Source organism: Herbaspirillum seropedicae (assembly GCF_001040945.1).
In the GTDB taxonomy this organism is placed as follows: Bacteria; Pseudomonadota; Gammaproteobacteria; order Burkholderiales; family Burkholderiaceae_D; genus Herbaspirillum; species Herbaspirillum seropedicae.
Genome location: NZ_CP011930.1, coordinates 5072523 through 5092999, shown reverse-complemented (window position 1 = coordinate 5092999; position 20477 = coordinate 5072523). Strand labels below are relative to the sequence as shown.

General features: G+C 65.2%; 18 protein-coding genes. 15 read left to right on the top strand and 3 right to left on the bottom strand.

The window, feature by feature from the left end; genetic code table 11:
- Positions 1-174: 174 nt before the first annotated feature.
- Positions 175-843: a GntR family transcriptional regulator gene (locus tag ACP92_RS22235; RefSeq protein ID WP_013236378.1), complete on the top strand. Its 669-nt coding sequence runs from the start codon at positions 175-177 to the stop codon at positions 841-843.
- Between the two features lie 11 nt (positions 844-854).
- Here ACP92_RS22235 and ACP92_RS22230 read toward each other — a convergent pair whose 3' ends face one another.
- Complete coding sequence (locus tag ACP92_RS22230) at positions 855-1778, bottom strand: LysR family transcriptional regulator (RefSeq protein WP_048348635.1); 924 nt, start codon at positions 1776-1778, stop codon at positions 855-857.
- Between the two features lie 127 nt (positions 1779-1905).
- Here ACP92_RS22230 and ACP92_RS22225 point away from each other — a divergent pair, with 127 nt between their 5' ends.
- The 7 genes from ACP92_RS22225 to ACP92_RS22195 all read left to right on the top strand — a co-directional run bounded on the left by ACP92_RS22225 (position 1906) and on the right by ACP92_RS22195 (position 9125).
- Positions 1906-2853, top strand: a complete 948-nt coding sequence (locus ACP92_RS22225) for an amidohydrolase family protein (RefSeq protein WP_013236376.1) — start codon at positions 1906-1908, stop codon at positions 2851-2853.
- An 11-nt stretch (positions 2854-2864) separates the two neighbouring features.
- Entirely contained in the window at positions 2865-4202 is a 1338-nt protein-coding gene (locus ACP92_RS22220; protein ID WP_013236375.1) for an MFS transporter, read from the top strand.
- Entirely contained in the window at positions 4199-5119 is a 921-nt protein-coding gene (locus ACP92_RS22215; protein ID WP_013236374.1) for an SMP-30/gluconolactonase/LRE family protein, read from the top strand. Before ACP92_RS22220 ends, ACP92_RS22215 begins: the two co-directional genes overlap by 4 nt.
- Before the next feature lie 37 nt (positions 5120-5156).
- Positions 5157-5846, top strand: coding sequence for an RraA family protein (locus ACP92_RS22210; RefSeq protein WP_013236373.1), 690 nt, complete (start codon positions 5157-5159; stop codon positions 5844-5846).
- Complete coding sequence (locus ACP92_RS22205) at positions 5843-6769, top strand: hydroxyacid dehydrogenase (RefSeq protein ID WP_013236372.1); 927 nt, start codon at positions 5843-5845, stop codon at positions 6767-6769. The genes ACP92_RS22210 and ACP92_RS22205 overlap by 4 nt, the downstream gene beginning before the upstream one ends.
- An 80-nt stretch (positions 6770-6849) precedes the next feature.
- The gene (locus ACP92_RS22200; protein ID WP_013236371.1) at positions 6850-8145 is read left to right on the top strand and encodes an MFS transporter; all 1296 of its coding nucleotides are present in this window, start codon (positions 6850-6852) and stop codon (positions 8143-8145) included.
- Positions 8146-8195: 50 nt separating this feature from the next.
- Entirely contained in the window at positions 8196-9125 is a 930-nt protein-coding gene (locus ACP92_RS22195; RefSeq protein ID WP_013236370.1) for an amidohydrolase family protein, read from the top strand.
- A gap of 62 nt (positions 9126-9187) precedes the next feature.
- Here ACP92_RS22195 and rhaI read toward each other — a convergent pair whose 3' ends face one another.
- Entirely contained in the window at positions 9188-10483 is a 1296-nt protein-coding gene (gene rhaI, locus ACP92_RS22190; protein WP_013236369.1) for an L-rhamnose catabolism isomerase, read from the bottom strand.
- An 81-nt stretch (positions 10484-10564) separates the two neighbouring features.
- Positions 10565-12691, bottom strand: a complete 2127-nt coding sequence (locus ACP92_RS22185; protein ID WP_013236368.1) for a bifunctional rhamnulose-1-phosphate aldolase/short-chain dehydrogenase — start codon at positions 12689-12691, stop codon at positions 10565-10567.
- A gap of 263 nt (positions 12692-12954) precedes the next feature.
- Here ACP92_RS22185 and ACP92_RS22180 point away from each other — a divergent pair, with 263 nt between their 5' ends.
- The 7 genes from ACP92_RS22180 (at position 12955) to ACP92_RS22150 (ending at position 20413) form a co-directional block, all read left to right on the top strand.
- Positions 12955-13758: a DeoR/GlpR family DNA-binding transcription regulator gene (locus ACP92_RS22180; RefSeq protein WP_013236367.1), complete on the top strand. Its 804-nt coding sequence runs from the start codon at positions 12955-12957 to the stop codon at positions 13756-13758.
- A 93-nt stretch (positions 13759-13851) separates the two neighbouring features.
- Positions 13852-14886: a rhamnose ABC transporter substrate-binding protein gene (rhaS, locus tag ACP92_RS22175; protein WP_013236366.1), complete on the top strand. Its 1035-nt coding sequence runs from the start codon at positions 13852-13854 to the stop codon at positions 14884-14886.
- A 65-nt stretch (positions 14887-14951) separates the two neighbouring features.
- On the top strand, positions 14952-16592 hold the full coding sequence (locus tag ACP92_RS22170) for a sugar ABC transporter ATP-binding protein (RefSeq protein WP_013236365.1): 1641 nt from the start codon (positions 14952-14954) through the stop codon (positions 16590-16592).
- Positions 16583-17641, top strand: coding sequence for an ABC transporter permease (locus ACP92_RS22165; protein ID WP_013236364.1), 1059 nt, complete (start codon positions 16583-16585; stop codon positions 17639-17641). Before ACP92_RS22170 ends, ACP92_RS22165 begins: the two co-directional genes overlap by 10 nt.
- The gene (locus tag ACP92_RS22160) at positions 17638-18666 is read left to right on the top strand and encodes an ABC transporter permease (RefSeq protein ID WP_013236363.1); all 1029 of its coding nucleotides are present in this window, start codon (positions 17638-17640) and stop codon (positions 18664-18666) included. The genes ACP92_RS22165 and ACP92_RS22160 overlap by 4 nt, the downstream gene beginning before the upstream one ends.
- On the top strand, positions 18666-18980 hold the full coding sequence (locus tag ACP92_RS22155; protein ID WP_013236362.1) for an L-rhamnose mutarotase: 315 nt from the start codon (positions 18666-18668) through the stop codon (positions 18978-18980). The genes ACP92_RS22160 and ACP92_RS22155 overlap by 1 nt, the downstream gene beginning before the upstream one ends.
- On the top strand, positions 18977-20413 hold the full coding sequence (locus ACP92_RS22150; RefSeq protein ID WP_013236361.1) for an FGGY-family carbohydrate kinase: 1437 nt from the start codon (positions 18977-18979) through the stop codon (positions 20411-20413). The genes ACP92_RS22155 and ACP92_RS22150 overlap by 4 nt, the downstream gene beginning before the upstream one ends.
- Positions 20414-20477: the final 64 nt, after the last annotated feature.

Here is a 20477-nt window from a genome sequence, read left to right as displayed (position 1 = left end):
GGTCAGAATACAAAAAAAGAACAAATAAAGCAATCGTCGCCATCATGATCCGGTTAAAAATCCGAAATGGATACATTTTTGAAACAAGCGAGGGTATCGCTGGCGGCCCATTGGACGCGCTTGCGATGCGCCATATAGAATCCGCCCACGACATTTGAATCAGGAGTCACAACGGTGGAGCGCGGAAAGGAAAAGGTCTACGAGGTCCTTCGGCAGCGTCTGGTGGGAGGGCAATACAAGCCCGGAACCCAGCTCAAGGAAGAACCGCTGGCCCGCGAGCTGGGCGTGAGCCGCACCCCGGTGCGCACGGCCTTGAGGCGCCTGGTCGAAGATGGACTCGCCACCGCCGATGCCGGCCAAGGGATTCATGTGGCGGCCTGGAGTGATTGGGATATCGAAGAGACCTTCCAGTTGCGCATGTTGCTGGAGCCCTATGCCGCAAGCCTGGCCGCAGAACGTGGCGATGAGAAGATGCTGGCCCTGCTCAGGGAGAGCAACGAGAAAATGGCGCAGGCCATCAAAAGCGGCGGCCTCCATTCCGTGGAGAAGATTCAGGCGGCCAATAGCATCTTCCATCGCACGATACTGGAGTACTCGGCCTCGCCGCGACTGCGGGCAATGCTGGAGACCATCATCGACATGCCCATCATCGTGCGTTCATTCCATCTCTACGAGAAATCGGAACTGGAACAGAGCCTGCACCATCATCAGGATCTGTTGTTGGCCATGCAGGCGCGCGACGCAGAGCTGGCGCGCCAGGTGATGCAGCTGCATCTGCGCATGTCCTATCACCGCTTCATGCGCCGCCGCAGCCAGTACGAGGACATGGGCGCGCCTGACTAGAACCCATTTCATCAATAGGCGTGAGATGCGTTCCAGGATTTGTCCGCATCCCAGTGCTGCAAGGACGCCTCATGGAGGATGCGGATAAGCCGCTGTGCCGCCGGCGAGAGATACATGTCGCGCCGGTAGGTCAGCCCCATGCGGCGCAGCATGGTGGTTTCCTTGAGCACCACTTCGCGCAGGTGATCACGCCCTTCCGACAGGTTCAGCTTGGAGGCAAAGCCCAGCAGGTTGCTGCGCTCGATCAGCGGCAGGATCATGTTGAGCACCGTGGGCGTGATCTGGACCTTGGGGCGGGGCAGGTGGTGGCGGTCGAAGACATTGTCCAGCCACTGACGGCTCAGCACCGATTGCGCCGGCAGCACCCACTGGTAGTCCAGCAGATGGCGCAGCCGGATCTTCTTGTCGAAGATGGGATGTTGCGGGCTGGCCATGACCACCATCTGGTCCTGCATGATCTCTTCAGTATGGAACAGCTCATCATCCTGGATCATCGGACCCAGCACGATATCCAGCTCTCCCGCCTTCAGCCCAGCCAGCAGGGCGTCGTTCATGGACACCTTCAGGTCTATCGTGACCTTCTGCGCCTCGCCCAGCAACTGCTGGCACACCCCCGGCAGCACATGTTCGGCCAGCGTGGGCACGCAGCCCAGGCGGATGTTGCCTTCGCGCCCATGGGCATAGTCGCCGATCTCGCGGGCGGTCTCGTCCATCATCAGGCTGATCTGGCGCGCGCGGTTCAGCAGCGCCTCGCCGACGGCAGTGAGGCGAATGCCGCGACCGAGCCGTTCAAACAGCGGCGCCCCCAGTTGTTCTTCCAGGCGATCGATGCATTTGGTCAGCGCCGGCTGCGTCTTGTAGAGCCGTTCGGCGGCCCGTCCCACATGCCCTTCCTCGGCGATGACGGTGAAATACTTGAGATCGCGGAAGTCCATGATTCATTCCTGAAAGTTATTGATAACAAAATAAAAGCAAATATACATTAACTATTCGCGCACGTAGACTGCCCTCCAAAAGAACCCTCGCCCACGCGGCGATGACAACAACCTGGAGACCAGTACGATGCAAGACCTGCCTTCCCGGCGTGATTTCCTGCGGCGCAGCGGCCAGCTCGCCCTCAGCCTTGGCGCTGCCATGCACCTGCCGCACGCACTGGCCCAGGCCGACGCCTATCCGCATTCTTCCGGCAGCCAGCGCGCTGCGAGCCGCTTGCCCGACGATGCCTGTGATTGCCACATGCACATCTATGACCCGCGCTTCGCATGGGCGCCCGGGGCCAAGCTGGTGCATGCGCCGGCGACGGTGGCGATGTACCGCCAGTTGCAGCAACGGCTGGGCACGACGCGTAACGTGGTGGTCACGCCTTCTGCCTATGGCGTGGACAACAGCTGCACGCTGGATGCGCTGGCGCAGTTGGGTCGCTCGGCGCGCGGCGTGGCTGTGGTCAATGACCAGGTCAGCGACGCCGAGCTGCAGCGCCTGCACCAGGCCGGCGTGCGCGGTCTGCGCTTCAACCTGGCCGTGGGCTCGGTGACCACCGTGGAAATGATGGAGCCGCTGGCGCGCCGGATGGCGCCGCTGGGCTGGCACCTGCAGGCCAACATGCCCAATGAGGTCTTGCTGGCCCATCGCGCGATGCTGGCGCGGCTGCCGGTGCCGCTGGTGTTCGATCACTTCGCCCGCATTCCCTTGCAGGCCGATGCGACCCATCCGGTATTCGATTTCGTCACCGGACTCATGCGTGAGCGACGCGCCAGCGTCAAGCTCTCCGGCGCCTATCTCTACAGCAAGCGTGGCGCGCCTGACTATGACGATGTCGCGCCGCTGGCCCGCGCGCTGGTGCAACTGGCGCCGACGCAGCTGGTGTGGGGCAGCGACTGGCCGCACCCGACCGAGCAGCACAAGCCCGATGATGCGCGCCTGCTCGATGTGATGATTTCCTGGCTGGGTTCCGAAGAGATGGTGCGCACCGTGCTGGTCGCCAATCCCGCCCGCCTCTACCAATTCTGACGGAGCGCCCCATGTCGCAAGCATCCATTTCTCCCGCCGCCTCGGCGGTCGCCACCGCCGCGGTCAGCGAAGACGCCACCATGAAGAAGGTGATGCGTCGCCTCATCCCCTTCATCCTCCTGTGTTACGTGGTCAGCTACCTGGACCGCATCAACGTCGGCTTCGCCGCGCTGACCATGAACAAGGACCTCGGCCTGACACCCTCGCAGTTCGGTCTGGGCGCGGGGCTCTTCTTCATCGGCTACTTCTTCTTCGAGATTCCCAGCAACCTGGCGCTGCATCGCTTCGGCGCGCGCATGTGGATCTCGCGCATCATGATTTCCTGGGGTCTCATCTCGATGGCCACGGCCTTCGTGGTCGGTCCCAAGAGCTTTGCACTGGCGCGCTTCCTGCTGGGCATGGCCGAGGCCGGATTCACGCCAGGCATCTACCTGTACTTCACCCAGTGGTTCCCGGGCGCGTGGCGGGGCAAGGCGACGGCCTTCTTCCTGATCGGCATTCCGGTGGCCAACATCATCGGTTCGCCGCTGTCGGGCGCGCTCATGGAATTGCACGGGATGTGGGGCTTCAAGGGCTGGCAGGTCCTGCTGCTGCTGGAAGCCTTGCCCGCCGTGCTCTTGGGCGTGATGTGCCTGTTCCTGCTGCCGGACCGTCCGGCCAAGGCGAAGTGGCTCAGCGCTGATGAAAAGCAGTGGCTGGAAAATGAATTGTCCACCGAGCAGAACGTGCTGGCCGCCCGCCATGGCAACAAGTTGAAGGACGCCTTCACCAACTGGCGCGTGTTTGCCCTGGCCGGCGCCAACTTCTGCGGCATCATCGGTTCGCTCAGCATCGGCCTGTGGCTGCCGCAGATCATTCGCGAGTTCGGCCTGCCTTCGCACCAGGTCGGCCTGGTGGCGGCGATACCGTACCTGGTCGGCGCCGTGGCGATGACGCTGTGGGCGCGCCTGGCCAATCGCAGTGAGCGACGCCTGTTCTTCGTGGCCGGCGCCATCGTGCTGGCGGCGCTCTCGCTGGGCATCTCGGCCTTCCTGCATACGCCGCTCTTGAAGATGTTGGCCATCACCGTGGCGGTGGCGTCCATCCTGTCGTTCCAGGCGACCTTCTGGGCCATTCCCTCGGGCTTCCTGACCGGACGCGCCGCCGCTGGCGGCCTGGCGCTGATCGTCTCCATCGGCAACCTGGGCGGCTTTGTCGGACCGTCGGTGATCGGCTTCATCCGCGAAGCCACCCAGGGCTTTACCTATCCCTTGATCTTCGTGGCCGGCGCCTTGCTGCTGGGTGCTGTCATCACGCTGGCATTGGGCGATCCGTCCCGCGTTCCTCCCACTTCCAAGGAAACAGCATGAGCTTCTTTGCCCCGCCTCCCGTGGTCGAGGCCAGCGTCTTCACGCGCTTGCCCGAGCATTTCCGTACTCCCCGCAAGAACGCCTGGGGCGACGCCAACCGCGGCGGCCTGCCCATCGATTCCTTCCTCGAAGGTCCCTCCTTCGATCGCCAGGGTCGCCTGTACGTGACCGACATTCCCTATGGCCGCATCTTCCGCATCACCATGGACGGTCAGTGGGAACTGGTCACCGAGTACGATGGCTGGCCCAATGGCCTGAAGATCGACAAGACCGGCCGCATCGTCATCACCGACTACAAGCGCGGCCTGGTCCAGCTCGATCCCGATACCGGTACCGTCACGCCGCTGCTGGAGACGGTGGGCTCGGAAGGCTTCAAGGGTGTCAATGACCTGGTGTTCGGCCCCAAGGGCGAGATCTATTTCACCGACCAAGGCCAGACCGGCCTGCAGGACCCCACTGGCCGCGTCTACCGGCTCGCGCCGGATGGCCAACTGACCTGCCTGATCAATACCATCCCCAGCCCCAACGGCATCGTCTATGACCCGGCCCTGAACCACCTGCTGGTGGCGGTCACGCGGGCGCAGCAGATCTGGCGCATCCCGTTGCATCACAACGGCGTGGTCGGCAAGGTCGGCGTGTTCGCCAACCTGCATGGCGGCATGGCGGGTCCCGATGGCCTGGCGCTGGATGCGGAGAGCAACCTGTACATCGCGCACACCGGCTTCGGTTCCATCTGGCGGCTGTCCAAGTTTGCCGAACCGCTGCTGCGCATCCGCTCTAGCGCAGGCATCTCCACCACCAACCTGGCCTTTGGCGGGCCGGATGGAAAGAGCCTCTTCATCACCGAATCCCAGACCGGGTCCATCCTGCGCGCCGACGTGCCGGTGGCTGGTCTGCCCATGTATTCCCACGCCTGAGCGTGGCCGCTGTCTTCATTTTCATTAAAGGATCACCATGAGCACGCAACCTGATTTCATCCGCGACATCGAACGCGTTGACGCCTCCGTCGTCGCCAAGGCCGCACAATTCCCGGCTTCCATCCTGGCCGACGTGGCCGGCCGCCGCGGCACCCTGTGCAGCCGCGTTGCACCGCTGTCGCCGTCCATGCGCGTGGCCGGACCGGCGGTGACCGTCGAGGTCCGTCCGGGCGACAACCTGATGATCCACGCCGCCATGGCCATCGCCAAGCCGGGCGACGTGCTGGTCATCGATGGCAAGGGCGATGAGACCTGCGCGCTGATGGGCGAGATCATGGTCTCGCAGTGCAAGGCCAGCGGCCTGGCTGGCATCATCATCTATGGCTCCGTGCGCGACATCGAAGCCATCCGCGAAATCGGCTTCCCGGTGTATGCCGTGGGCGCCAATCCGAACGGCCCGACCAAGAACATCGCGGGCCGCGTGAACTGGCCCATCTCGGTGGGCGGCACCGCCGTGCAACCGGGTGACCTGATCGTGGGCGATGCCGACGGCGTGGTGGTGGTCGAGCGTGAAAAGGCTGGCTCGCTGTTGGAGGCGGCCGCCAAGAAGGTGGCTGACGAAACCAAGCGTCTCACCGAGATCCGTGGCGGCGGCCCGCTGCGTCCGAGCTGGCTGGAAGGCGCGCTGCGCAAGGGCGGCGTGCTGGCCGAAGGAGAATCGCTGTGAGTGCAGCCAAGAAGGAAGTGGTGATCGTCACCGGTGTCGACCTGGCGCAGGCGGCGGTCGAACTGCTGCGCGATTATGAGCTGGTCTACGCCGGCGCCAAGCCCACCGAGGACGACATGGTCAAGCTGGCCCAGCTGCATCAGCCGGTGGCCATCATCGTGCGTTATGGCGGCGTGAGCGCGCGCGTGATGGATGCGGCGCCAATCCTGCGCGTGATCTCCAAGCACGGCACCGGCATCGATTCCATCGACAGCCAGGCCGCGCAGCAACGCGGCATCGCCGTGAAAGCCGCCGCCGGGGCCAATGCGCCGGCCGTGGCCGAGCATACCTGGGCCCTCATCATGGCCTGCGCCAAGAACGTGGTGGGACTGGACCAGCGCATGCGTGAAGGCCACTGGGACAAGTCCACCCACAAGAGCCTGGAGCTGCAAGGGCGTACGCTCGGCCTGGTCGGCTTGGGCGCTATCGGGCGTCGCGTGGCGGCGGTGGCGGCGGCGCTGGGCATGCCGGTGCTGGCCCATGACCCGTATGCCAAGGAAGCCCCGCAAGGCGTGCAACTGGTCGATCTCGATACGCTCTTTGCGCAGTCCGACGTGGTCTCGCTGCACTGCCCGCTGACCGCCGAGAACAAGCACATGATCAACGCCCAGTCGCTGGCCCGCATGAAGGATGGCGCCATCCTCGTCAACACCGCCCGTGGCGGCCTGATCGATGAACAGGCCCTGATCGCTGCGCTCGACAGCGGCAAGCTGCGCGCGGCCGGACTGGACAGCTTCGAGAAGGAGCCATTCACCGCGCCCCATCCGCTGCAGCGCGTCGGCAATGCGGTGCTCAGTCCCCACATCGGCGGTGTCACCTCCGATGCCTATATCGCCATGGGGACGGGCGCAGCCAGTAACGTCCTGGCCGTGCTTGGCGCGTAGAGCACAAGGGACTGATCAACAATTACAATGCAATCGGCCAGCCGGCCAGACCGGCTGAGCCCTCCTTCCGAGAGAGACAAATGGAGACCATCCAGAACGAGAAGCGGCTCGAACAAGAGACCGTGCGCAAGGTCACATGGCGGCTGTTGCCCTTCCTGATGCTGTGCTACCTGTTCGCCTTCATCGATCGCGGCAATATCGGCATGGCCGCGCTGCAGATGAATCACGACCTTGGCCTGTCGCCCAAGATGTTCGGCTTTGCCAGCAGCCTCTTCTTCATCGCCTATTTCATCTTCGAAGTGCCCAGCAACCTGGCGCTGCAGAAGTTCGGCGCCCGCAAGTGGCTGGCGCGCATCATGATCACCTGGGGCCTGATCTCGGCCTGTACAGCGCTGGTGCAAGGACCGAACTCCCTGTACTTCGTCCGCTTCATCCTGGGTGCAGCCGAGGCCGGCTTCTTCCCCGGCGTGGTGCTGTACCTGACCTATTGGGTGCCCTCGGCCTACCGCGCGCGCATCGTGGCGCTGTTCATGGTGGCGATCCCGGCGGCCAGCTTCGTGGCCTCGCCGGTGTCGGCGCTGCTGCTGCAGATGGATGGCATCGGCGGACTGCGCGGCTGGCATTGGCTGTTCATGCTGGAGGGCTTGCCCACGGTGGTGCTGGGACTGGTCTGCCTGTCCTTCCTGACCGACCGTCCCGATCAGGCCCGCTGGCTCAGTGATGAGCAGCGCCAGTGGCTGACCGAGACCATGAACAAGGAGGCCGCCAGCCGCGCCGCCAAGCAGCACATCCCCTTGTGGAAGCTGTTCAGCCAGCCGCATGTGTGGGGCATGGCCCTGGTCTGCGCCTGCGCCTCGGCGGCGGGTTCGGTGTTGAACGTGTGGCAGCCGCAGTTGCTCAAGTCCTTCGGTCTGTCGGTGATGCAGACGGGCCTGGTCAATTCGATTCCCTACCTGATCGCCTCGGTGCTGATGGTGTGGTGGGGCCGTCATTCCGACCGTACCGGCGAGCGCCGTTGGCATACCGCCATTCCGCTCATGCTCATCGGTGGCGGACTGGCGCTGGCGTCGCTGGCCAATTCGCTGGCCCCGGTGGTGTTGCTGCTGACGATGGTGTTGATCGGCGCCTACTCCTTCAAGGGACCGTTCTGGGCCATGGCTTCCAGCTGGCTGGCTACGGGTTCGGCAGCCGCTGGCCTGGCGGGCATCAACGCCGTCTCCAACCTGATCGGCGGCGGCCTCATGGTCAACGTCTATGGCTGGGTCAAGGACGCCACCGGCAGCTATGCCATGGCCTTGTTGCCGATGGTGGGTCTGTCGGTGGTGAGCGTGGGCATCCTGCTATTCCTGTCGCGCAAGTCGCGCGCGGGCCATTGAACCCCAAGCCATGAACATGGCGGCGCCCGCCAGCGCCGCTGGAGACAAGCATGCTCGATAGAAGAAGCTTCATCGCCGGGGCCATGCTGGCCTGTGCCGGCGTGCGCAGCGCGACTGCGCAATCCGTTCCCAATTCCGCCGGCAGCCAGCCGCCCAGGCTGAAGGCCCCGATGCTGGCGTGCGACAGCCATCACCATATCTACGATGCGCGCTTTCCGGTCTCGCCGCATTGGCGCGGCGGACGTCCGGACGGGGCCACCGTGGCCGACTACCGGCTCCTGATGGCCAAGCTGGGCATTGCGCGGCATGTGGTGGTGCAGCCCTCCACCTATGGCAGCGACAATCGTTGCCTGCTGGATGCGCTCACCCAGTTCGGCGCGCAGGCGCGCGGCATCGTGGTGATCGACGACGATGTCGATCTCCCGCAATTGAAGGAAATGGATCGATTGGGTGTGCGCGGTGTACGCGTCAATTTCCTCTCTGCGCAGAGCTGGGGCGTGACCACCGTGGAACGCCTGCGCCGCACCGCCGAGCGCATCGCGCCGCTGGGCTGGCATGTGCAGGTATTGATGTCGGGGGCGCAGATCGCGCAGCATGAGGCCGTCCTGGCCGCGCTGCCTACGCAGGTGGTCATTGACCACCTGGGACGCATCCCGCAACCGGACGGTCTTGATCATCCTGGCGCGCAAGCGGTGCTGCGCCTGCTGGCCAAGGGCAATACCTGGATCAAGCTGTCCGAACCCTATGCCGACACCCTGCAAGGGCCGCCCGATTATCCCGACACCAGCCTGCTGGCCAAGGCCTATCTGCAGGCCGCGCCGCAACGCACCCTGTGGGGCAGCGACTGGCCGCACCCGACCGAGAAGATCAAGCCGGATGACGCCGTGCTGTTCGACCTGCTGGCCGCATGGGCGCCTGATCCGGCCTTGCGCCAGCAGATCCTGGTGAGCAATCCGGCAGCGCTGTTCGGCTTTGCCTGAGTGGGGCCATCGCCGCCACCGTCCGGTGGTGGCGGCGATGCGCCGATAGGGTCGGCCAGTCCTCAGACAATGCCGCTGCTGCTGCGCCCGGCCACCACCGGGCGTTCTTCGCGCTTGTGATCGCGATAGGCGCTGGCGCGATACAAGGCAACCGGATCGATGGCGCCGCCGCTGCGATAGCGGGCCATGGCCAGGATCGCGCTCACATCGGTGCGGAAGGCCTGCTTGAGCGTCTGGGCGGCCATCAGCGCATCGTTGTTCTTCTGGTGATGCGACAACGCCTGCGTATCCACCAATGCGGCCTGGAGATAGGCGCGCTGCACTTCCACCGCGCTGGTCATGAGGCTCTCGATGGGATCGGTGACGTTGTGCGATTGGTCCAGCATGTAGGCCGGGCGGAAGGCCTGGCCGTCGCGCTGGGCGGCGTCGCGCAATTCGTTGAAGACCAGGAACAGCTGGAAGGGATTGATGCTGCCCGAATCCAGGTCGTCGTCCCCATACTTGCTGTCATTGAAGTGGAAGCCGCCCAGCTTGCCGAATTGCGCCAGGCGCGCCACGATCATCTCGATGTTGGTGTTGGGCGCATGGTGGCCCAGGTCGACCAGGCACTTGGCCTTGGGCCCCAGTTCGGTGGCGCAGGCAAAGCTGGTGCCCCAGTCTGCGATGGTGGTGGCGTAGAAGGCCGGTTCGAAGAGCTTGTGCTCGATGTAGACCAGCCAGTCCGCAGGCAGCGCGGCATAGATGGCGCGCATGCTCTCCAGATAGCGCTCCAGCGCGCCGCGCAGATTGCTCTGGCCGGGGAAGTTGGCGCCGTCGCCGATCCAGACGGTCAGTCCCTTCGAGCCCAGCGCATGTCCCAGTTCGATGCAATCGATGTTGTGCGCCACGGCTTGCGCCCGCACTTCGGGGTCCAAGGCGGTGAGGCTGCCGAACTTGTAGCTGTGGGCCTGGCCGGCGGCATCCTGGAAGGTGTTGGAATTGACCGCATCGAAGTGCAGGCCATGCTGGGTCGCCGCCTCCCGCAAGGCGCGGGCATCGGTGGTGCGGTCCCAGGGAAAGTGCAGCGACACACCGGGGGTAACGCGGGTGAGCTGGTGGATGGTTCCGCAATCGTCGATCTTGTCGAAGACGTTGCGCGGCTCGCCCTGGCCGGGGAAGCGCGCGAAGCGGGTGCCGCCGGTGCCCACGCCCCAGCTGGGCAGGGCCACGGCAAACGCTTGCGCCTGGCCGGTCAGGGCTTCGATGTCGCAGCCGCGCCGCGATAGCACGCCGGCCAGCGCTTCGTAGTCGGATTGCAGTTGCTGGTGCGCGCGGGCGTTCTGCTCGGCGATGAATTGGGGATCGATACGATAGCTCATGCTGTCTCCTGCGACGACGCCATCCTTGGGCATCGTCATCATTGTTGAACGGATTGCTGAAGAGAGGGCCAGGGCTGCGCATCAGCGCGTGAAGGCCCCGGCATTGCCGGCATCGACGTTGAGGATGTTGCCGGTGCTCTTGGCGGACTTCTCGCTGGCGAAGAAGTAGACCGCTTCGGCGATATCCTCCGGCAACACGCTGCGCTTGAGCATGCTGCGCTGGCGATAGAATTCCTCGACGTCGTCGGCCTCGATCTTGTTGGAGGCGGCGCGTTCTTCCTTCCACTTGCCGTCCCAGATGCGCGAGCCGCGAATGACGGCGTCGGGATTGACGACGTTGACGCGGATGCCATGCGGCGCGCCTTCCAGCGCGATGCAGCGGGCCAGGTGGATCTCGGCTGCCTTGGCCGTGCAATAGGCCGAGGCTCCGGCCGAAGCCACCAGGCCATTCTTGCTGGCCACGTAGACGATGCTGCCGCCCAGGCCCTGGGTCAGCATGCTGGAGAAGGCGGCGCGGCTGACCAGGAAGTAGCCGGTGGCCAGCACCGAGAGATTGCGCTGCCACACTTCCAGGCTGGTGTCCTGCAGTGGCGAGGCCGAGGCGATGCCGGCATTGGAGACCAGCAGATCGATGCCGCCGAAACGCAGCGCCACGCTGTTGAGGATGGTCGTCACATCCGCTTCGCTGGTGATGTCGGCGCGCACCACGCCGATGGCGTCCGGGCCACCGTGCTTGAGCAGGCTCTGTTGCGCACTGTCGAGCGCGGATTGATCAATATCGGTCAGCATCACGCAGGCGCCTTCGGCCAGCAGCTGGCGCGCCACGGCCTGTCCGATGCCGCCGCCGCCGCCGGTGACCAGGGCAATGCGTCCGGCCAGGCTCTTGGGCTTGGGCATGCGCTGCAGCTTGGCTTCTTCCAGCAACCAGTATTCGATATCGAAGGCTTCCTGCTCCGGTAGGCCCACGTAGCTGTCCACGCCGTTGGCGCCGCGCATGACGTTGACCGCATTGATGTAGAACTCGCCGGCGATGCGGGCGGTGGCCTTGTCCTTGGCGAAGGACAGCATGCCCACGCCGGGAATGAGATAGATCACCGGATTGGGATCGCGCATGGCCGGGCTGTTGGGGCGGGCGCAGCGCTGGTAGTAGGCGGCGTAGTCCTGGCGATAGGCTTCCAGTGCGGCGTCCAGGCTGGCTTCCAGGGCGGCCAGGTCAGGCTGTTGCGGGGAGAAATCCAACACCAGCGGGCGGATCTTGGTGCGTAGGAAGTGATCCGGGCAGGAGGTGCCCAGCGCGGCCAGCGCAGCCAGGTCATTGCTGCAGACGAAGTCGAGCACGGCCTGGCTGTCATCGAAGTGGCCCAGCTTGTATTCACCCTTGCTGATCTTGCCGCGCAGCAAGGGCATGATGCGGGCCGCCAGCGCGGCGCGTTCGGCCTTCGGCAGCGCCTGGTAGCGCGCACCGCCGAAGGCCGGGGTGCGGCTGTTGGCGGCCAGCCAGGCATCGGCGCGGCGGATCACGTTGAGGGTGTTCTCGTAGCATTCGCGGGCGCTGTCGCCCCAGGTGAAGAGGCCATGTCCTTCCAGCACGATGCCCTTCAGATGCGGCTGGGCGCGCACCAGCTGTTCCAGCTTCAGGCCCAGGTCGTAGCCCGGACGCTGCCAGGGCAGCCAGCCCAGCTCACCTTCGAAGATGCGCGCCGTCAGGTCGCGGCTGTTCTTGCAGGCGGCGATGGCGATGACCGCGTCCGGGTGCATGTGGTCCACATGGCGGCGCGGGATGTAGGCGTGCAGCGGCGTATCGATGCTGGCGGCGCGGGCATTGAGGTTGTAGGTGCAATGCGGCAGGTAGCCCACCATCTCGTCTTCGTGCTCCAGGCCGCGATAGCGGCTGCGCAGGGCTTCCAGCTTGTCCATGTAGAGGGTGGCGAAGCCGTCCAGCTTGATGCTGCCCAGGTCGCCGCCGGACCCCTTGACCCACAGCACCTCCACCGTCTGTCCGGTCAGCGGATCGGGCATGGCGATCTTGGCCGAGGTATTGCCGCCGCCGAAGTTGGTGATCTCCTTGTCCGCGCCCAGCAGGTTGGAGCGGTACAGCAGCAGCTGCGGCTCGTCCAGGGTGGCGGCGTAGGCCTCATCCCAGGCCGAGGCGATGCGCGATTGGCCCGCCTTGGGGTGGGCGAGTCCGGTCGGTGAAGCGATAGTCATGGGGTCTCCAGTTCTGGTTATGGTTGCGCGCAATGGCGCAAGAATCCTGCTTGAACAGCATGGAGGCTAGTAAAAAGCAGCCAGCAATCAGAGTCAATCGATCTGCAATCAACTTTCTGATTGTTTGTAAATCAATCATCAAGTTGATTGATTGATTGTTGACTTGCTTTTTGGCGATCGCTTAGTCTTGCTCCATAACGAAAAACGCCGGACAAGGCGCCTGGCCAAGACCAGGGTTGCCGGCAATCATCATGGAGACAGAGATGATCAATCACAATCGCCGCAAGCGCCTGCTTTCGCTCCTGGGCGAGCATACGGCGCTCACCGTCGAGCAGTTCTGCCACTTGCTCAATGCCTCGGCGGCAACGGTGCGGCGTGATATCGCCTGGCTGGCCGAGCGCGACATGCTCACCCGCACCCGTGGCGGGGCCGAGCGCCTGGCCCAGAAGCGCAGCGCCTTTGCGCTCTCCGGCGAGACCTTCCAGGCCAGCCTGGCGCGGCAGCCGGCGCAGAAGCGCGCCATCGCCCGCCATGCAGCCGAGATGTGCGACAACGGTGAGACCATCATCATCAATGGCGGCACCACCACCTTCCTGATGGCCGAGTACCTGGCCCAGAAGCGCCTGAAGATCCTGACCAATTCCTTCCTGATGGCCGAGCGCCTGCTCACCACCAGCGAGAACCAGATCATCGTTCCGGGTGGCCAGATCTATCGTGAGCAGAACGTCATCCTCAGTCCCTTCGAGAACGACATCACCCAGCATCACTACGCCAGCAAGATGTTCATGGGCATCTACGGCGTGTCGATGCTGGGCCTGATGGAAGCCGATCCCTTGCTGATCCAGGCCGAGAAGCGCTTGCTGGGCCAGGCCGAACAGCTGGTGGTGCTGGCCGACAGCAGCAAGTTCTCGCGCAAGGCCGGCCTGATCCTGTGCGGCCTGAACCGGGTGAACTGCCTGGTCACCGACACCGGCATCTCGGACGCTGCCGCGCAGATGATGGAGCAGGCCGGGGTGAAGGTCGTCACGGTGGCGCCCGAGCACGAACGGCTGGCCCTGGTCGGCTGAGCTTCATCCGTAACAAGCACATCGCAGCTTGATTGCAACACGGCGCCTGCGCAGACAGGGCCGCAACTTACTCATCCAACAAGGAGACAAGACATGACCCGCAACACGTTCAATGCGGCCGCACGGCCTTTACGCGCAGCGTTGCTGGCCCTGGCCGCCGGCGCCATCGGTCTGATCGCCGCCGCCCCCGCCCATGCGGCCGAGAAGGTACGTATCGCCATGGTGGTCAAGAGCCTGGGCAACGGCTTCTTCGACGCCGCCCATGAAGGCGCCAAGGAAGCCGCGCGCGAACTGGGTGATGTGGAGGTCATCTATACCGGCCCGACCACACCGACCGCCGAAGGGCAGATCGAGATCGTCAATTCCCTGATCAGCCAGAAGGTCGACGCCATCGTCATCTCGGCCAACGACGCCAATGCGCTGGTGCCCATCACCAAGCGCGCCATGCAGCGTGGCGTGAAGGTGCTGTCCTTCGACAGCGGCATCGCCAAGGGCGGCCGCCTGATGCAGCTCAATCCCTCCAATGCCGAGCTCATTGGTCTGAAGCAGATCCAGATGGCCGCTGAGGCCATCGGCGGCGCGGGTGACGTGGCGATCCTGTCGGCCACCGCGCAGGCCACCAACCAGAACATCTGGATCGGCGAGATGAAGAAGGCGCTGGCCCGTCCCGAGTTCTCGCGCATGAAGCTGGTGGCCACCGTCTATGGCGACGACCAGTCCGACAAGAGCTATCGCGAAGCCATTGGCCTGTTGCGCAGCCATCCTGGCCTCAAGGCCATCATCGCGCCGACCACCGTGGGCATCAATGCGGCCGGCAAGGCGGTGGTCGATGAGAAGCTGGTCGGCAAGGTCTACGTGACCGGCCTGGGCCTGCCCTCGGAGATGGCAGGCCACGTCAAGAGCGGCGCGGTCAAGAGCTTCGCCATCTGGAATCCGATCGACCTCGGCTACGCCGCGACCTATGCCGCCTACCAGTTCGTCAAGGGCAAGGCCCAGGGCAAGGAAGGCGAGAGCATTGCCGTGGGACGCATGGGCAGCATCAAGCTGGACGCCGCAGGCGAGGCAGCCCTGGCGCCGCCCTTTACCTACGACGCCAGCAACGTGGACAAATTCGCCAAGATCTTCTGACGATCCGCCGCCAGCGGGAGCGCCCGGCGCTCCTTTCTTCCTCTGCTTACGCTCACGGTCTATTCATGTCTAGTCACGTCATGTCCATCCCAGGGACTGCATTGCATCCTCCCCAGGCGCCTGCGCGCAGCGCCATGCGCGCCGTCGCTGATGACAGCACCGCGCCGGTGCTGTCCTTGTCCGGCATCGGCAAACGCTTCCAGGGCGTGGTAGCGCTGCAGGATGTCGGCTTCACGGTGCGCCCCGGTGAAGTCATGGCGCTGCTGGGCGAGAATGGCGCGGGCAAGTCCACGCTGGTCAAGATCCTCACCGGCATTCATCAGCCCGACGAAGGCAGCATCCACCTGGGTGGGCGCGAAGTGCGCTTTGCCAGCGCCCAGGATGCGATGCGCGGCGGCATCACCGCTGTGCATCAGGAGACCGTGATGTTCGAGGAACTGAGCGTGGCCGAGAACATCTGGATCGGTCGCCAGCCGCTGTGCGGCACGCCCCGGCGCATAGACTGGCGGCGCATGGAGGACGAGGCGCGCGCCTTGTTCGCCCGTCTCGAAGTGGACCTGCCGGTGCGCGCGCGGGTCAAGGACCTGAGCGTGGCGCAGCGCCATTTCGTGGAGATCGCACGGGCCCTGTCGCAACAGGCGCAAGTGGTGATCATGGACGAACCCACCGCTGCGCTGTCGCACCACGAGATCGGCGAGCTGTACCGGATCATCGGGCAACTGCGTCGCGCTGGCACGGCGGTCATCTTCATCTCCCACAAGTTCGACGAGATCTATGCCGTGGCCGACCGCTATACGGTGCTGCGCGATGGCCGCTTCATCGCCAGCGGCGAACTGGCCGACATCACCGAGCAGCAACTGGTGGCCCTGATGGTGGGACGCGAGGTCGGCCAGGTGTTCAGCCGCGCCGCCAGCAACACCGAGGACCAGACCGCGCCGGTGCTGGAGGTCAAGCACTTGTCCCACCCCAGCGAATTCGATGACGTCAGCTTTGCCGTGCGGCCTGGCGAGATCCTGGGCTTCTATGGACTGGTCGGGGCCGGGCGCTCGGAGGTCATGCATGCGCTGTTCGGGCTGTCACCCGAGGCGCAGGGCGCCGTCTGGATCGATGGCCGCGAGGTCAAGCTGTGCTCGCCCGCCCAGGCCATCGCCCATGGCCTGGCCTATGTCCCGGAAGACCGCCAGCGCCAGGGCGCCTTGCTGTCCCTGCCGATCTTCCAGAACATCACCTTGCCGGTGCTGCCTGGCATCGGCTTCTTCCTGCGTCGTCATCGCCGCCGCGAGATCGACATCGCCCGCCGCCTGTGCGAACAGCTCGAACTCAAGGCCAGCCATTTCCACCAGCATGTGGCGCAGCTCTCGGGCGGCAACCAGCAGAAGGTAGTGCTGGCCAAGTGGTTGGCCACGCAGCCGCGCGTGCTGATCCTGGATGAGCCGACCAAGGGCATCGACATCGGCTCCAAGGCCGCCGTGCATCGCTTCATCGGCGAACTGGTGGCGCAGGGCCTGGCGGTGATCCTGGTGTCTTCGGAACTGCCGGAGGTGATGGGCATGTCGGACCGCATCGTGGTCATGCACCAGGGCCGCGTGCAACAGGTCTTCAGCCGCGCCGAAGCCAGCGCCGAGGCGCTGGCCGCCGCTGCCTCGGGCGGCCTGCACGCCGACGCTGCAACCGCAACCCTTGCCGGAGAGGCCACATGGCATTGAATTTCCTGACTTCCCTGCGCGCTTCCAGCGCCCCCGGCCGCGAGGCCGGAGAACCGCTATGGCAGCGCCGCGAACCCCTGCTGGCGCTGCTGACGGTGGTGCTGATCTTGCTGGTGGGCGTGCGCGCACCGGTGTTCCTCAGTGCGCAGAGCATGGACAACCTGCTCACCGACAGCGCCATCACCATCATGCTGGCGCTGGCGCAGATGCTGGTGATCCTCACCCGCGGCATCGACCTGTCGGTGGCTTCCAACCTGGCGCTGTCGGGCATGATGTCGGCGCTGCTGGCGATGCATTTCCCGGCGCTGCCGGTGGGCGTGTTCATCCTCATGGCGGTGCTGATCGGCTTGATGCTGGGACTGCTCAATGGCTGGCTGATCGGCTACCTGGAGTTGCCGCCCATCGTGGTGACGCTGGGCAGCATGAGCGTCTATCGCGGCATGGTGTTCGTGCTCTCGGGCGGCGCGTGGGTGTCTTCGCGCAACATGCCGGCCGATTTCATCGCCTTCCCGCTGGCGCGGCTGGGCGGCCTGACGCACCTGGTCTGGCTGGGCGCGCTGGCGGTGGTGGCGATCTGGTTCCTGGCGCGCCATACGCGCTTTGGCCGCGACCTCTACGCCATCGGCAACGATCCCGCCGCAGCGGCCTATGTCGGCATTGCCAGCCGTGGACGCTTGCTGTGGACCTATGGCCTCTCCGGCGCCATGGCGGGGCTGGCCGGTTATCTGTGGGTGGCGCGCTATGCGGTGGCCTATACCGAGATCGCCTACGGGTTCGAACTCACCGTGATCGCCGCCTGCGTGATCGGCGGCGTGAGCATCGCCGGCGGCGTCGGCCAGGTCAGCGGAGCCGTGCTGGGCGCGCTGTTCCTGTCGGTGATCAACAATGCGCTGCCGATCATGCGCATCTCGCCCTTCTGGCAGAGCGCCCTGACCGGCCTGGTCATCCTCTGCGCCGTGGTGCTCAATGCCCGCGGCAAGCAGGGCCGCCGCAAGCAGATCCTGCCCTTGCACGGGCAGAAGTCCGTCATTACCGGGAGTAGAGCATGAGCAGCATGAGCAGCATGAACGAGCCGGCGTCCCCGCCACGGTCCCGTTATCGCATCGACGAGAAGGCGCGCTTCCAGCCCCGCGACCTGCTGCGCCACTGGGAGGCCTTGCTGGCCATCCTGCTGGTGCTGGTGTGCGCGGTCAATGGCCTGCTGCTGCCGCATTTCTTCGATCCCTACAATCTCGCCGACAGCACCTTCAACTTCAGCGAGAAGGCCATGATCGCCTTGCCGATGGCCTTGCTGATCATCTGCCGCGAGATCGACATCTCGGTCTCGGCCATCATCGCGCTGGCCTCGGTGGCCATGGGCCTGGCCAACCAGGCCGGCGTGCCGCCGCTGGGGCTGCTGCTGGTGGCCATCGCCACCGGCACCGCCTGCGGCCTGCTCAATGGCGCGCTGGTCACGCGCCTGGGCCTGCCGTCCATCGTGGTGACCATCGGCTCGATGTCGCTCTTCCGTGGACTGGCCAGCGTGGTGCTGGGCGACCAGGCCTTTACCCAATACCCGGAGGTGCTGGGCGACTGGGGCCAGGGTTACTTCTTCGATGTCCTGCCGCGCCCCTTCGTGGTCTGGCTGCTGGCCGCCGTGGTGTTCGCCGTGCTGCTGCACGTCACCCGCTGGGGCCGCCGTCTCTATGCCATCGGCAATAATCCCGTGGCGGCGCGTTTCTCCGGCGTGGCGGTGGACCGCTACCGCTTGGCGCTGTTCGTGCTGACCGGTGCGATGGCGGGCCTGGCGGCCTTCTTCCTGACCGGACGCATCGGCAGCACCCGTCCGAACATCGCCATGGGCTGGGAGCTGGAGATCATCACGGTGGTCATCCTGGGCGGCGTGAGCATTGCCGGCGGCACGGGCAGCATCGGCGGCGTGATGCTGTCGGTGCTGGTCATGGGCATGCTCACCTATGGGCTGGCGCTGGCCAATATCCCTGGCATCATCATGACCATCGTGGTCGGCGCGCTGCTGCTGGCCACCATTGCGATACCGCGCCTGCTGCGCGGCCGGCAGGGGGCAGGACGCTGATGGAGCAGATCGCCTTCACCATGCAGCTGCGCCCTGGCTGCGCCGAGCAGTATCGCGCCCGGCATGACGCCTTGTGGCCGGAACTGGCCGTGCTGCTGCACCAGGCCGGCGTGCGCGACTACAGCATCTTCCTCGATGCCGACAGCGGCAAGCTCTTCGCGGTGCTGCGCAGAACGCCGGAGCATTGCATGGACAGCCTGCCGCTCAATCCCCTGATGCAGCGCTGGTGGACCTCGATGGCCGACCTGATGGAGACCTCGCGCAACCATCAACCGCTGACGCAGCCCCTGATCCCGATGTTCCATCTGCCATGATGCAAGCCGCCACCCATAACGCCTCGAGCGCCGTCGCCGCCGCCGTCGCCGCCATTGCTGTCTTCGACATCGGCAAGACCAACATCAAGCTGACCCTGGTCGATGAGCACGGGCAAGAGCTGGCCGTGCGACGTCGTCCCAACCAGCCGCGCCAGGACGGTCCCTATCCGCACCACGACGTGGCCGCCATCGAGGCCTGGCTGCTGGAGAATCTCGCCGCCCTGGCGCGCCAATGGCGCATCCGCGCCATCGTCCCGGTCACCCATGGGGCGACGGCGGCGCTGGTGGATGAGGCGGGCCTCGTGCTGCCGGTGGCGGATTACGAACACGACTTTGCGCTGCCGCCCGCGCATCGTCCCTACGAATCGCTGCGCCCGCCCTTCGCGCAGAGTGCCTCGCCGCTGCTGGGGATGGGCTTGAACCTGGGCCGGCAGCTCTACTGGCAGTCGCAGCGCTATCCGGACGCCTTCGCCCGCGCCCGTTATCTGCTGATGTATCCGCAATACTGGTCCTGGCGGCTTTCGGGGGTGGCCGCGGGCGAGCTCAGTTCGCTGGGTTGCCATACCGACCTGTGGCAGCCGGGACAGCAGTGCTATTCCTCGCTGCTGGCGCAATGCAACTGGACACCGCTGATGCCGCCCTTGCGTGCGGCCTGGGAGAGGCTGGGGCCCTTGCGTCCCGAGCTGGCGCAGCGCACCGGCCTGCCTGCCGATTGCGCCGTCCTGTGCGGCGTGCATGACAGCAATGCCTCCTTGCTGCGCTATCTGCGCGGCACTGGCGGCGGGCCGCGCATCGTGCTCTCCAGCGGCACCTGGCTCATCGCCGCCGCGCTCGATGGGTGCGTGAGCGGCCTACGGGAAGAGGCCGACATGCTCGCCAACGTCAACGTGCTGGGCGCACCAGTGGCCTGCATGCGCTTCATGGGAGGACGGGAATTCGCACAGATTGCCGGTGATGATCTCCCCTGCAGCGCTGAGCAATTGCAGGCCCTGATCGATGCGCAGGTCTTTGCCTTGCCTTGCTTTTCGGAATGCGGCGGCCCGTTTGCCGGACGCCGCGGCAGCATCGTCGGCCAGGCGCCGCAGCAGCCCGGCAGCCGCTATGCCCTGGCCACGCTGTACTGCGCGCTGATGACCGCGTATTGCCTGGATGCGCTGGACGCTCCGGGCGAGATCGTCGTCGAAGGCAGCTTTACGGCCAATCCGCACTTCGCAGCGCTATTGGCGGCGCTGGTCTCGCGCACGGTCTATCGCTCCAGCGATGCTAGTGGGACGACCCTGGGCGGGTGGCTGCTGGATCGATGGGAGCGCGCTCCGGAAACTGCCACGCTGCCCGCATTGTTGCCGGCCGAGCCGCTTGCGCTGCGCGGGCTGGCGGCCTATCGGGAGGATTGGCTGCGCAAGCTCGGTGAACTTGAGCGGGTAGCCGCGTAGGGATTCCCGATCAGGAAGGGATACGCGCCATCCGAAAAAAACGCCCGCATTACGCGGGCGTCAG

What these genes read in the sequence shown, in the direction of transcription:
- ACP92_RS22230 (WP_048348635.1), bottom strand. Translation starts at nt 1,778, where the DNA reads ATGGACTTCCGCGATCTCAAGTATTTCACCGTCATCGCCGAGGAAGGG.
- ACP92_RS22225 (WP_013236376.1), top strand. Translation starts at nt 1,906, where the DNA reads ATGCAAGACCTGCCTTCCCGGCGTGATTTCCTGCGGCGCAGCGGCCAG.
- ACP92_RS22220 (WP_013236375.1), top strand. Translation starts at nt 2,865, where the DNA reads ATGTCGCAAGCATCCATTTCTCCCGCCGCCTCGGCGGTCGCCACCGCC.
- ACP92_RS22215 (WP_013236374.1), top strand. Translation starts at nt 4,199, where the DNA reads ATGAGCTTCTTTGCCCCGCCTCCCGTGGTCGAGGCCAGCGTCTTCACG.
- ACP92_RS22210 (WP_013236373.1), top strand. Translation starts at nt 5,157, where the DNA reads ATGAGCACGCAACCTGATTTCATCCGCGACATCGAACGCGTTGACGCC.
- ACP92_RS22200 (WP_013236371.1), top strand. Translation starts at nt 6,850, where the DNA reads ATGGAGACCATCCAGAACGAGAAGCGGCTCGAACAAGAGACCGTGCGC.
- ACP92_RS22195 (WP_013236370.1), top strand. Translation starts at nt 8,196, where the DNA reads ATGCTCGATAGAAGAAGCTTCATCGCCGGGGCCATGCTGGCCTGTGCC.
- rhaI (WP_013236369.1), bottom strand. Translation starts at nt 10,483, where the DNA reads ATGAGCTATCGTATCGATCCCCAATTCATCGCCGAGCAGAACGCCCGC.
- ACP92_RS22185 (WP_013236368.1), bottom strand. Translation starts at nt 12,691, where the DNA reads ATGACTATCGCTTCACCGACCGGACTCGCCCACCCCAAGGCGGGCCAA.
- ACP92_RS22180 (WP_013236367.1), top strand. Translation starts at nt 12,955, where the DNA reads ATGATCAATCACAATCGCCGCAAGCGCCTGCTTTCGCTCCTGGGCGAG.
- rhaS (WP_013236366.1), top strand. Translation starts at nt 13,852, where the DNA reads ATGACCCGCAACACGTTCAATGCGGCCGCACGGCCTTTACGCGCAGCG.
- ACP92_RS22170 (WP_013236365.1), top strand. Translation starts at nt 14,952, where the DNA reads ATGTCTAGTCACGTCATGTCCATCCCAGGGACTGCATTGCATCCTCCC.
- ACP92_RS22165 (WP_013236364.1), top strand. Translation starts at nt 16,583, where the DNA reads ATGGCATTGAATTTCCTGACTTCCCTGCGCGCTTCCAGCGCCCCCGGC.
- ACP92_RS22160 (WP_013236363.1), top strand. Translation starts at nt 17,638, where the DNA reads ATGAGCAGCATGAGCAGCATGAACGAGCCGGCGTCCCCGCCACGGTCC.
- ACP92_RS22155 (WP_013236362.1), top strand. Translation starts at nt 18,666, where the DNA reads ATGGAGCAGATCGCCTTCACCATGCAGCTGCGCCCTGGCTGCGCCGAG.
- ACP92_RS22150 (WP_013236361.1), top strand. Translation starts at nt 18,977, where the DNA reads ATGATGCAAGCCGCCACCCATAACGCCTCGAGCGCCGTCGCCGCCGCC.